General features: G+C 53.5%; 8 protein-coding genes. 3 read left to right on the top strand and 5 right to left on the bottom strand.

The annotated features are described in order from the left end of the window. Window positions 1-4: 4 nt before the first annotated feature. Window positions 5-1,168 (bottom strand): small-conductance mechanosensitive channel, encoded by a 1,164-nt coding sequence (locus HYD27_RS16755; RefSeq protein ID WP_219217023.1) that lies wholly within the window; start codon window positions 1,166-1,168, stop codon window positions 5-7. Between the two features lie 444 nt (window positions 1,169-1,612). Here HYD27_RS16755 and HYD27_RS16750 point away from each other — a divergent pair, with 444 nt between their 5' ends. Next, complete coding sequence (locus HYD27_RS16750; RefSeq protein ID WP_219217021.1) at window positions 1,613-4,738, top strand: hybrid sensor histidine kinase/response regulator; 3,126 nt, start codon at window positions 1,613-1,615, stop codon at window positions 4,736-4,738. A gap of 75 nt (window positions 4,739-4,813) precedes the next feature. Next, complete coding sequence (locus HYD27_RS16745; protein WP_219217018.1) at window positions 4,814-5,218, top strand: CBS domain-containing protein; 405 nt, start codon at window positions 4,814-4,816, stop codon at window positions 5,216-5,218. A gap of 184 nt (window positions 5,219-5,402) precedes the next feature. Here HYD27_RS16745 and map read toward each other — a convergent pair whose 3' ends face one another. The 4 genes from map to lspA form a co-directional block, all read right to left on the bottom strand. Beyond that, entirely contained in the window at window positions 5,403-6,149 is a 747-nt protein-coding gene (gene map, locus HYD27_RS16740) for a type I methionyl aminopeptidase (RefSeq protein WP_219217016.1), read from the bottom strand. Window positions 6,150-6,331: 182 nt separating this feature from the next. Then, window positions 6,332-8,056, bottom strand: a complete 1,725-nt coding sequence (gene cysI / locus HYD27_RS16735) for an assimilatory sulfite reductase (NADPH) hemoprotein subunit (RefSeq protein WP_219217014.1) — start codon at window positions 8,054-8,056, stop codon at window positions 6,332-6,334. A gap of 32 nt (window positions 8,057-8,088) precedes the next feature. Then, window positions 8,089-9,951 carry an assimilatory sulfite reductase (NADPH) flavoprotein subunit gene (locus HYD27_RS16730; protein ID WP_219217074.1) on the bottom strand — a complete coding sequence of 621 codons (1,863 nt, stop codon included), beginning with the start codon at window positions 9,949-9,951 and terminating at the stop codon, window positions 8,089-8,091. A 569-nt stretch (window positions 9,952-10,520) separates the two neighbouring features. Next, window positions 10,521-10,979: a signal peptidase II gene (gene lspA / locus HYD27_RS16725; protein ID WP_219217013.1), complete on the bottom strand. Its 459-nt coding sequence runs from the start codon at window positions 10,977-10,979 to the stop codon at window positions 10,521-10,523. Between the two features lie 192 nt (window positions 10,980-11,171). Between lspA and HYD27_RS16720 the strand changes: the two genes are divergently transcribed. Continuing rightward, window positions 11,172-11,876, top strand: coding sequence for a DUF421 domain-containing protein (locus tag HYD27_RS16720; protein WP_219217011.1), 705 nt, complete (start codon window positions 11,172-11,174; stop codon window positions 11,874-11,876). Window positions 11,877-12,796 lie beyond the last annotated feature (920 nt).

The following is a 12,796-nucleotide window of genomic DNA, read 5'->3' as shown; positions in this document are numbered from 1 at the left end:
ACCTTTAGCTGTGATCTCCCGCCACTTCAATATCGGCATCAAATTTAAATATATAGGCGGCAATCAGCCATATAATCCAGCAGTTCAGCCCAAAGAAGAGATAGCCGAAATACCCCAGGACGGGCATCTCGGAGAAAATATGGAATTTGTCCAGATAAGGGACGGAGTATTTCCAGTAGTTGGGGTTGGTGGGCAGGGAATCATGGAACCACCCGCTGCCGAAATTCCAGAACTCCCAGAAGAATCCATTAAACAGCGTCGCGAGCCCGATCAGGATGACATTGGACCAATCCCCGTTCTTGACCGGAGTAAACGGCGTCCAGTAGCCCGCAAGCGCCATAGCGGCGGACAGCATCGGAACAAGCGCCACCCACAGCACCCAGAACAGCAGGTAAGGATAAAAGCCCATGCCAAATGCCAAAATCAGTCCGAGCACATAGTAAATGATCAGAAAAGTCCGGGACACGTTGAATTTCGGCCCGTTTTTATAGCGGTTCCTGAACGCACGGGAGGTCTTGAGCAGCAGGTACCACTCGAAGATTGCCGGGAGCACCGTCGTATACGACAGAGAGAACCAGAACACATTGCCAAAGTTCGAGAACACCTCATTGTTCGGATAATACCAGTTCTCAACCACAAAGAAATTGAGATATTCAAAAGCAAACCAGCTGAAGCAGGACACTACAGCCAGCAGCTGCATCACATGCGGCTTGCGCGAAATGATCGATGCGCCTTTGTTTCTTTTGTACACCAGACCGTCCAGAATTAAGATAAACGACCACCACAAAGGGACAAAGGTATATGATTCGAGCGAAAAGACCAGCTTGATCCGTGCCCACATCAGAAACCAGCTGATGGCAAGCACAGGCAGGCTCCACCAGAACCAGACCGGGAACGGGACAGCCCCCTCTTTCGGGGAGGACGCCGCTTTAGTCTTTTTGAAGCCGAACCACCCGGGGAAAACCAGAATCAGCGTAATCAGCAATGCAACAATGCATGCCAGGGAAAAATACAGCAGGCTGAAGCCCGGATCGGCCTCCGCCTTTTGTGCGGGAAAGTCACCATACCCCGGCGGCAGCCCCTTCCACTTGGCCAGACTGCCGATCAAGGGGAGAAGAAAGATCAAGCCAAACGTCACAATCAGGAACAATATCTTGTTTTTTTTCATTATGGCGGTTCCCCCTGTTATGTAGGAAAATGAAAAGTCGAATTTTGTTGATAACCGGAACTATTCGATATCTGCCCAGAATATTCCTGCTTGGTTTGCCCTTCATCCCCCCATTTTCAGGCCCCCCGGCAGATACAGCACTGTATATTTCTAAAAAGACAGGCACATGGTACAATGTGAAAATCAAGCGACTGCCATGAATCAACAACTTCAATTCGGGATTATTTGGCAGCTCAGCCAGGATAACGGACAGAACGGCGACAATGCTTAACTTCAAACCTTCATCCAAGTACAGCCAGGATATAGAGCCCTGAGCGATTCAGGAGATGCTGTATCCTTTTTTTATGCTGACAAGTCCCGTTTTCGCGGAACAGAAGCCTGCCGATGGCTTGTGATGCTTACACTGAAAGAGGAGAACACGAAATTCGTGCCCAATAAAAATTCATGATGAAGAAACCGGCATTTTTCCTGAAAAATATATCCCTTGTAATTTTGTATCTGGCCGTCCTGCTGGGAATCCGGTGGTTTTGGGTAAATGCCTATGCCACTCCCGAGCATCCGCAGGCCGTTCAAGGGGTGCTGGATTTGCGCAGCTTTGATATCGAAGGCTCCCGCTCGATTCCTCTGGACGGGGAGTGGGAATTCTACCCGGGCAAATTCCTGACACATCAAGACTTTGCACAGTCCGGCGCAGAGCGGCGCATTGCCATCGTTCCGGGCGACTGGAGCAGCGGGTTTCCGGACGAAGAGCGTTCCTCCTTCGGCTTCGGAACCTATAAGCTGCGGATACTCACCGGCCAGCCGCTCAGTGAACCTTACGGATTCTGGATGCAGCGTATCCAGGCAGCCTCGGAGGTTGAGATTAACGGGCAGAAGGAGCCTGCCTTCGGACGCCTGGCTGAAAGCAAGGAAAGATACATTCCTGACGCTGTGTCCTACACGGCAACTTATATTGCCGGTGACAGGCAGGAGATTGAGCTGCTCGTCCGCGTCGCCAACTTCGACCATCCTGTAAACGGAGGCATTGTCCGTTCCATCCGCTTCGGAGCACAAGCGGCGATAGACACAGAGCGTTGGTACTCGATTGGCTTTCAGCTGGCCGCATTCATCATCCTTCTGCTTCATGCTTTGTACGCAGGGATTCTGTATTGCTTCAATCCCCGGCAAAAAATTTTTTTAATCTTCTTTCTGCTCCTGGCTGCAGCCGGCATTTCCATCGCCTCTGACAATGATGCCCTGCTGCTGCTGTGGCTGCCGATTAATTATACCTGGGCGCTGAAGATCAAGCTTTTATCCTATATGTGGCTGTCCTTTCTTATGCTGCTGCTGGCCCAAAGCTTCACCGGAAGCTTGAAATTGGGCAAGCTCTTCAAGGGCTATGCAGCTGCACTGGGCCTTTATTCCGCTTTCCTGCTGATCATGCCTTCTGAATACGTTTTTTACTCTACTCCAATCTTTACTTTACTGTATTTGCTCCCGATAGCAGGCGTAATTTACAAAATTGTCCGAATGGTGCTGCAGGAACAAGAGGATGCCGTCTTTCTGCTCTTTGCCGCAGTCGCCATAGTTTCCAGTGTGCTGTGGGGTGTTTTTGAATCCAACGGAAGAACAAGCAGCTACTACTATCCGGTTGATATCATTGCGGCGATTGTCGGCTTCTCCGCTTATTGGTTCAAGCGGTATTTCCGCAATTCGGCGGAGAATGCCAGGCTCAACCGCCAGCTGCAGGAAAATGACCGGCTGAAGGACCAGTTTCTGGCTAATACCTCACATGAGCTCAGAACGCCTCTCCATGGCATAATCAGCATCGCCCAGACTATTGCGGCCAAGGAGCAACCGGTTATGGACCAGAAAAGTGTACAGGACATGAAGCTGCTCCTTACCATCAGCCGCCGGATGTCGCATTTGCTGAACGATTTGCTTGACATGACGCGGCTTCAGGATAAGCGGATTCTGCTGAAACAGGAGCCGCTGCAGCTTCAAGCCCTGGTCTCCGGCGTCATGGATATGCTTGAATTTATGACAGAAGGCCGTACGCTGGCAATGAAGAACAACATTGCGGACTCGCTGCCCCCCGTATGGGCAGATGAGCAGCGCCTGGTGCAGATTCTGTTCAACCTGCTGCACAATGCAGTCAAATATACGGCCGGAGGCCGCATTGCCGTCTCCGCCGAAATTACGGGCAAGCAAATGCTTATCCGTGTTGCCGATACGGGTGCAGGGATGGATACGGAGACGTTAGCCCGCATATTCAAACCCTATGAACAAGGACAACAGGGTATAAACGGCGGCGGCGGAATCGGTTTGGGGCTGAGTATCTGCAAACAGCTGGTGGAGCTTCATGAAGGAACCCTTACTGTACGCTCGGAACCTGGACAAGGCTCTGAGTTCAGCTTTACGCTTCCGCTCGCTGATACATTTGAATTGGCCACTCTGCCATCTTCCGGCATCTCCGGCGGTGAGCTGCCGGAGAATGCAAGCTCTGCCGTTCATTCCGGTCTCCGGCCAAGCCGTTATGCCCCGTTGTCCACAGTATGGAATGATCCGCAGGCTGGGAAATCCCAAACATCCGAGGACCGGATCAATATATTGGCAGTGGATGATGACTCCATCAACCTCAAGGTCCTGTCCAGTATCCTCGCTACCGGGAATTATAATATCAGGACCGCGCTGAGCGCCCATGAAGCCTTGAATCTGCTGGGTACGGAGCAATGGGATCTCCTGATTGCCGATGTGATGATGCCGCATATGTCCGGGTATGAGCTGACCCGGACCGTTCGTGAACGCTTTTCAATATCCGAGCTGCCCATTCTGCTTCTGACCGCGCGCAGCCAGCCCGAGGATATATATGCGGGCTTTCTGTCCGGTGCAAACGATTATCTGGCCAAGCCGGTTGACGGCCTGGAGCTGAAATACCGGGTGCGTTCATTAACAGGGCTCAAGCAATCCATTGATGAGAAGCTGCGCATGGAAGCCGCCTACCTGCAGGCGCAAATCCAGCCGCATTTCCTGTTCAACACCCTAAATTCAATTATGGCCTTAAGTGAAATGGATACCGCAAAAATGCGCGATCTCGGCGAGGCCTTTTCCTCCTATTTGCGCATCAGCTTTAATTATATGAACTCGCATCAGCAGGTTGCACTCTCTCATGAACTTGAATTGGTCCGGGCTTACCTGTATATCGAAAAAGCGCGGTTTGAGGAGCGGCTGTCGATTGAATGGGATGTTGAGGCCGGAATCAATCCCGCCCTCCCTCCGCTCACGCTGCAGCCGCTTGTAGAGAATGCGGTCAGACATGGTTTGCTGAGCCGTTCGCGCGGAGGCCTGCTGGGCATTCATATTCACAGCAGGGACGGCTTCACGGTCTACGAGGTAAGGGACAACGGAAAAGGCATGTCAGCGGAACAGGTCAGCCATCTGCTGGATAGTTCCCGCAAGCCGAGCGGAGGTATCGGCCTGCATAACACAAACCGGCGTCTGACACAGCTGTATGGCCGTGGACTGTCTATTCAGAGTAAGCCTGGCCAAGGCACAACTGTGTCTTTCATGATCCCGGTAAAGAATTTTTAAATGCGTTTACATAGCATTCTATGTTTTAATGAAGGTACTGCGATCTGCAAATTCTGCTGTAAAGGAGCCTAACCTATGGAAATATCCTCATTTTTACTGCCTAAAGATCAGGTATCGTTCATTACGTCCTCCTTAAGCATGCTGGAGGCCCTGGAGCAACTGGAGCATCATTATTACTCGGCCATTCCGATCATTGACGAAGAAGGCAAATATGTTGGAACCTTGTCCGAGGGCGACCTGCTGTGGAAGCTGAAGAATACGGCAGGCTTAAGCTTTGAGAATATGCGGGAGGTGACAGTAAGCGATATTCAGCGCCATGTGCACAACGAGAGTGTCGAGATTCACGCCCAGATGGAGGATATGCTGACACTTGCGGCGGATCAGAATTTCGTCCCGGTTATCGATGATAAAGGCGTCTTTCTGGGCATTATCCGCCGGAAGGACATTATTGAATATTACACCCGGAATATCACGGACTAGAAGGGATTGCCCCTAAGATACAGCTGCGGCTGCACAATCCTTCGTCGGGAAGGCGCAGCCGTCAGAAGCTCGATCCGTGTCACACAAACCGGCCTGAGTACTTCCGGCCGGCTGAAGCCGGGAAATGCAAATGCGCCCTCCAGGGCTTCTTCTCACGGAAGGGGCCCTGGAGGGCGCATGGTCGTTACAGCTCAGTAAGGATAATCGTACCCTGCGGGGTGATGGCCAGTGTATGCTCATACTGCGCCGACAGGCCGCCATCAATGGTGCGCGCGGTCCAACCGTCCGCATCCACCTTGGTTCGGTAGCTGCCGGTATTCAGCATCGGCTCAATGGTAAATACCATGCCCTCTTTGAGGCGCGGCCCCTTGCCTGCGGGTCCATAGTGCGGCACTTCCGGTGCTTCATGCATCTCCGAGCCGATGCCGTGCCCGATGAAATCGCGTACGACCGAGAAGCCGTTCGATTCGGCATATACCTGTATTGCATGGGCAACATCCCCGATCCTGTTGCCTGCCACGGCCTGCTCAATCCCCTTGAACAAAGACTCTTTGGTGGTATTCAGCAGCTTCTCCGCCTCTTCGCTGATGTTGCCGATGGCGTAGGACCAAGCGGAATCCGCCAGCCAGCCATTCAGATTCACCACCATATCAATGGTCACGATATCCCCGTCCTTGAGTTCCTCGTGCTTCGGAAATCCATGGCAGATCACATCATTTACAGATGCGCAGGTGGCATAAGGATAGCCGTGATAACCTTTTTGCTCCGGGGTTGCCCCTTGGGACAGGATGAATTTCTCGGCAAACTGGTCGATTTCCCAAGTTGTAATTCCCGGTTTGAGGATTTGAGCGATTTGCCGGTGGCATTCCGCAAGAATCCTGCCGGCTGCCCGCATTTTTCCGATCTCTTCCATCGTTTTCATGATGATCATTTGTTTCGCCTCTTCTGTACAGAACACATTACTTACTATAATGGCTCTTGGTAATGGTTTGGTGATGCTCCTCTATATTATGTAAGATAATCGCCAAAAATCCAAATTTAATCTTGAATCCGTTAAAAAAAGAAGAAACAAGCCCGTCCCCCTTATAACAGGAGAACAGGCCTGTTTGTGATTCAGTCGTGAAAATCAAGTCCGGAGGTGACCGCCTTAACATACCCGCTGCGGATCACAAAGTCCCCGAAGTGCTCGCCGCTCCGGCGTTCCTTGGCATACCGGTGGATAATCGGTTCAAGCGTCTCCAGAATTTCCTTCTCATCGATATTTTCCTTGTACAGCTTATTGAGCCGGTCTCCGGTAAAACCGGCACCCAGATACATATTATATCTGCCCGGAGCCTTCCCGATGAACGAGATTTCTCCCAGCGCCGGTCTGGCGCAGCCGTTCGGGCAGCCGGTCATGCGGATGACAATCTCTTCATCCCGAAGCCCCGCCTCATCAATGATCAGCTCGAGCTTATCCAGCAGCAGCGGAAGATAACGCTCCGCCTCGGCCATCGCCAGCCCGCAGGTCGGCAGCGCGACACAGGATAAAGAGCTCCGCCGCAGGGCCGAGTGATTTGCCCCGTCAGTCAATCCATACCGCTTGGCCAGCTCCGTAACCTTGCGTTTCTTCGCACTGCTGACATTGGCAATAATCAGGTTCTGGTTGGGGGTCAGCCGGAAATCCCCGGTGTGAATTCTGGCGATTTCCCGCAGGCCCGTCATTAGCTGACTGCCTTCCGTGTCGTGAATCCGTCCGCTTTGGATATACAGCGTGAGATTCCATTTGCCGTTCACGCCCTTCACCCAGCCATAACGGTCCCCGTTATGGTCAAAGTGATAAGGGCGCGCCGGTTCAAGCTCCCAGCCCAGACGGTTATGCAGCTCTCCGGTGAACCAATCCAGACCGTGGCGGTCGATGGTGTACTTGAAGCGGGCATTCTTGCGGACTGAGCGGTTGCCGAAGTCCCGCTGGATGGTCACCGTCTTCTCAGCCAGATCAATCAACTGCTCCGGCCGGCAGAAGCCGATCATCCGGCCAAGCTGCGGATAGGTGGCGGTATCGCCGTGGGTCATGCCCATGCCGCCGCCCACCGTGACATTGAATCCGGCCAGCTTGCCGTCTTCGAGAACAGCGATGAAACCAAGGTCCTGCGAGAAGACATCCACATCATTGGACGGCGGCACCGCCAGGCCGATTTTGAATTTGCGCGGCAGATAGACGGGACCGTAAATCGGTTCCACCTCCACCCCCGCCTTGCTGTCCACTACCTTTTCGCCATCCAGCCAGATTTCATGATAGGCAGGCGTGCGCGGCGACAGATGGTCGCTGATTCGGCGTGCCCACTCATAGACCTCGCCGTGAACCTCCGACTGGTACGGATTGGGACCGCTCATCACATTGCGGTTGACGTCACCGCAGGCTGCGAGAGTGGTCATCAGCGTATCGTTAATGCTCTTGATGGTCTTTTTCAGATTCCATTTGAGCACTCCATGCATTTGAAAGGCTTGTCTTGTAGTCAGCCGCAATGTGCCGTTGCCGTATTTATGGGCCAGCTCATCCATAACCAGCCACTGGGCCGGAGTCGCGACACCGCCCGGAGCCACCACGCGCAGCATGAACTGATAAGCCGGCTCCAGCTTCGAGCGCTCCCGCTCGCTGCGCAAATCACGGTCATCCTGCATATAGCTGCCGTGGAACTTGAGCAGGCGGTTGTCGTCTTCGGGCAGGCCGCCGGTGATCGGATTGCTTAGCGTCTCCACAAGGGCCCCCCGCAGGTAGTTGCTCTCCAGCTTGATATGTTCAACATCGCTTGGCGGGCCGCCGATGGGCTTCACCACTGGTTTATTATTCGCCATTGCTGCAAGTCTCCTCCCTGTTTGTTTATGCTTCAATACACATCGCGCTGGTAGCGCTGCTCTTGCTGCAGGCTGTCCAGATAGGCCGCCGCCGCTTCAGGGCTCAGCCCGCCTTCTTCTTGAATGACGCTGATCAGCGCGGAATGCACATCGTGGGCCATATGCTTCTCATCACCGCAGACATAGATATGGGCGCCTTCCTGCAGCCAGGCATACAGCTCGCTGCTGTGCTCCAGAATGCGGTGCTGCACGTATACCTTCTCTTCCGTATCCCGGGAGAAAGCCACATCCAGCTTATTCAGCACGCCGTCCTTCAGCATCCGCTGCCAATCCGTCTGGTACAGGAAGTCCGTCACGAAATGGCGGTCTCCGTAGAACAGCCATGTTTTGCCTTCTGCACCCTGCTCTTCCCGTTCCTCCAGGAACGAGCGGAACGGAGCGACTCCCGTACCCGGACCGATCATGATTACAGGCACATCCGGACTCGCCGGAAGCTTGAAATTCGGATTGTTCTGGATATATACCGGCAGCGTGTCTCCAGGCTGCACACGCTCTGCGCAGTGAACCGAGCAGACGCCGTAGCGTTGTCGTCCATGGGCTTCATACCGCACCGCACGCACGGTGAAATGAACCTCGTCGGGATTGGCGTTATAGCTGCTGGCAATGGAGTACAGCCTTGCCGGCAGCTTGCGCAGAATCGTGACGAAGCTGCGGGCCGGCACATTCCAAGGCGCAAAGTCTTGAATTAAATCCAGCAGATCGCGTCCCTGGATATACTCTTTCAGCTGCTGCGCCTTGTCCGGCAGCAGCAGGCCGTGCAGCGCGGCAGCTGTGGACAGCTTAGCTGCCTGCTCCAGCAGCGGCCTGGTCAGGACAGTAATTTCATAGTGGCGGAGAAGCGCCTCACGGAGCGGGCCTTCTTCCCCCTTCTTGTTCTGGGGGACGGATTCCCCGGCATCCCAGCCCATAGCGGCAATAATCTCATCTACCAGCCGGGGATGATTCTCGGGGTACACCCCCAGGGAGTCGCCGGGCTCGAACGTGATATTGGAGCCTGCGAGGGACAGCTCCAGGTGGCGGGTCTCACGGTCAGAGCCGCGTCCGTTCAGGTTCAGATTCTCCAGAACCTCGGCATGGTAAGGATTATTCCGCGAATACGCGGATTGCAGCGATTCCGCATGCTCCGCAGCGAGCACGGCCTCTTCAGCAGTACCAGGAGCACTCTCGGCACCGCTAAGAGCGGCAGTCACCTGCGCAATCCACCCGGCGACCGGCTCGTCATAGTCCAGATCGCAATCCACGCGCGGGCTCAGGCGCTGTCCGCCGAGCTCTTCCAGCTTCTGATCGAAGTCCTTGCCGGTCTGGCAGAAGAACTCATAGGAGGTATCGCCCAGCGCCAGCACCGAGAAGCGCAATTGATTCAACTGCGGCGCTCTTTTACTGTAGAGAAATTCATACAGGGAACGGGCGTTATCCGGCGGCTCGCCTTCGCCGTGGGTGCTGACCAGAATCAGCAGATTCTCCACTTTCTTCAGCGCGTTCGGCTTGAAGCTGTTCATTGCGGATACCGTGACCTTGAAGCCCTGCTCCTCCAGCCTGCGCGACAGGCTGGACGCGAGACGCTGGCAGTTCCCGGTCTGAGATCCGAAGAGCACGGTTACCTCGCGGGATATAACCGGCTGGGCCACCGCAGCAGCAGAAGAAGCTGCTTCAGCGGGTGCCGCAAGCACGGCGGCCGGGGCTGCAGCGGAGACAGCTGCAGCCCCCTGCAATGTCATTGCGGATATGTAGCCGCCCAGCCAAATCTGCTGCGTCTGCGTCAGCGACGGCAGAAGACGGTTCAGTAGCTCAACCTGTTCTTCATTAAAAGGACTGTTCGTAACTTGTAATTGCAACAATATCGACCTCTCCTCAGCATGAAATCTGCTTCCCTCTTAACATCATAAATTCAGGCTATCACAATTACTAGAAACGATCAACGAGACTCAAACCCCGCATATAATTGCTTATAATCCAATAAATTCAATAAAACGCACAAAAGCCGCTTAAATCAGAGTTTTTCACTCTGATTTAAGCGGCTTTATTACAATTTATGATAACTTCTATTAGATAAAATGATACTTGGCACCTGCAAAATCCGCGCAGGCTGAACACCGGAACTAAAGCTGCGGCATCAGGGGCCGCTGCTTGTCGCTGCTTGGTCCCGGTGCCCAATGTCATTCCTATCTTACGGCCAGTTCTCTTTACCCCAGCGGACCGGAGCTAGCTCATCAGCTCCCGAAATGCCCTTTTTCGGACAAATCTCCGGACAGAAGTCCACTGGAGTCCGTTCGCTTGGCAAAAGCATGCCTTCCCCGGAAACAAGAGCTTCCCGGTCCGCTGCATGGCGGCGGTGCTGAGGATAGTAGGGGATTCACCCGTTTTCCGCTAATTCTGAGCAAAGGGCAGCACTTCAGCGTCTTCTTTACCTTCTTGCAAGCACCCGTTTCAGCGGCTCCTTAAGCAGATGCAGCACAACCAGCAGCCCTCCGGCGTTGATCGCCAGATCCGCCAGGTTCATAATGCCTCCCCGGCTGCCGAAGACCAGAAAATCCGTCACCTGCCGGTAAATGACCCGGTCGATGGCATTGCCGACGGCCCCACCGACCAGCAGGCCGCTGGCCGCTTCCAGCAATGGCCCTCGAAGCTCTCCCTTGTGCCTGTAATAGAACACCGCCGCGACAAAGACCACGGCAACGATGGCGAAATACTGGCCAAAGCCCTGAAAGGAGCTGAATGCAGCGCCGCTGTTCTCGTAATATGTAAACTGCAGGCGCCCGCTCCACACGGGAATGGTCTCTCCCAGCAGCATGTTGGAGCGCACAAGCCACTTCGCTCCCTGGTCCGCGATAATAACCAATAGGGCTGTCAAATAAAAAAGCACTATGTCCGCCTCCTCTGCATACAAAAAAACTTACTGTTGTTCTCCATATCCAGCTTAACACAGTGCAGCCCCCGGATTCATCCCTGCCGCTCTTCCAAGCCATTCGTTAATCTACAGGCATTAGTTACATGTTACATCTGAAAATGTATTGGTTAAACACTCTTAGATTAACAATTGCGGAGGATGAGTGCCATGGAGGAGTACGGGTCCATTTTAATCAAGCTGCTGGCAGGCTTTACCGGTCTGTGGGCAATGACAAGAATGCTGGGCAAAAAAGAAATTTCCGCGCTGACGCCCTTTGACTTTATCTCGGCTGTGATCCTTGGCGATCTGGTAGGGAACACCATTTATGAGCCGGAAAAATCCGTACTGCTGCTGTTTACATTGGCCGTCTGGACTGTGCTCTCCATTATATTTGAAAAGGTTACGCAACGGGTCCGCAAGCTGCGCAAGCCGCTGGAGGGCGAACCGGAAATTCTTATCCGCGACGGAAAGATTGATCTCACCAGGCTGCGCAAAAACAATCTGGATTTCGAGCAGCTGCGGATGATGCTGCGGGCGAAGGATACTTTCTCCGTAAACGAGGTGGCGTATGCCATTTATGAAACCAACGGATCGCTCAGCATCCTTAAAAAGCCGCAATTCGAACCGGCCACACGGGAGGAGCTGGATATCGCACCGCCGCGCACCCGTCTCCCCCGCAGTCTGGTTGAATCCGGTACCGTGCAGAAGACAACGCTTGCCAGTATCGGGCAAGATGAAGCCTGGCTGCGGATGATGCTGCGGGAGCAGGGCCATCCGGATCTGAATTCCGTGGCATATGCGGAAATCAGCGAGGACGGGGAGCTTACGGTAATTCCCGCCACTGAGCAGAAGACAAGGCCCGGTGAATATTAACCCAGGCAGCCGCAAAAATCCCCCCATTCGAAAGCATAAGCTGCGTTATGTGTGATTAAATGGAAAAAGTAAAATAAACTCAACTACCCCTTCTCCCGCCCCCGACAAGCACTGCTGGGCAAAAGGATATTTAATCCGGCCGATTTGCATACTGACCAGTAAATTTGCTTAAATCAGGTCTGCTGATGCCCGCTAGTTCCCCCTCTGAACGCTCTTGAGCTACATTTAAGTGCACTAATTCCACTGTCCTGCAGCGCCCGCTCCCCTCAAGCATATGCTTCTTCCTTAATGCTCCGCTGTATCTGATACCTGCTCGTAACTAGAGGAACAGCCTTGTCCTGCGGACGATTCAACCCGAGAACAGCCTTATCCCCAACGCAGGAAATCATAAGTTAACATATAAATTCTTGTCTTTGGACAAAACGGCTATGCCGTCCTTCACTGGACAGCGTAGCTGCTGGGGATTACAGGTGGACGGCTGCCCGCTGAAACCCGGCGGTAAGCCAAGTGGAAAAAGTGAACTTAATTCTCCCCGCCCCCCCTCCTCCGCAAGCGTTAGTGGGAAAAAGGATACCTAATCCATCCGTTTGCCGCCTTTAGAGGGAAATACGCTTACAATAAGTTTACTTTTTCCCACTAATCCTTTTACCGTAAGCTTTTCCGTTCATTTTAAGTGTACTATTTCCACTTCACTTCTCTGCCCCGGGGTTGCATTCTTGCGTTGCGCTCTTGGGTTGCGCTCTTGGGGTGCATTCTTGCGTTGCGTTCTTGCGTTGCGTTCTTGCGTTGCATTCTTGCGTTGCGCTCTTGGGTTGCGTTCTTGCGTTGCGCTCTTGGGGTGCATTCTTGCGTTGCGTTCTTGCGTTGCGTTCTTGCGTTGCGTTCTTGCGTTGCGGTCCCGGTTAGTCCTCCCTGATTGC

This window comes from Paenibacillus sp. S150, assembly GCF_019352175.1.
Classification (GTDB): Bacteria; Bacillota; Bacilli; order Paenibacillales; family Paenibacillaceae; genus Paenibacillus_AQ.
Note: the sequence above shows the minus strand (reverse complement) of the source record. Positions and strands in the feature narration are given on the sequence as shown.

Coding starts and splice junctions, on each gene's coding strand:
- HYD27_RS16755 (WP_219217023.1), bottom strand. CDS start 1,168: ATGAAAAAAAACAAGATATTGTTCCTGATTGTGACGTTTGGCTTGATC.
- HYD27_RS16750 (WP_219217021.1), top strand. CDS start 1,613: ATGATGAAGAAACCGGCATTTTTCCTGAAAAATATATCCCTTGTAATT.
- HYD27_RS16745 (WP_219217018.1), top strand. CDS start 4,814: ATGGAAATATCCTCATTTTTACTGCCTAAAGATCAGGTATCGTTCATT.
- map (WP_219217016.1), bottom strand. CDS start 6,149: ATGATCATCATGAAAACGATGGAAGAGATCGGAAAAATGCGGGCAGCC.
- cysI (WP_219217014.1), bottom strand. CDS start 8,056: ATGGCGAATAATAAACCAGTGGTGAAGCCCATCGGCGGCCCGCCAAGC.
- HYD27_RS16720 (WP_219217011.1), top strand. CDS start 11,172: ATGGAGGAGTACGGGTCCATTTTAATCAAGCTGCTGGCAGGCTTTACC.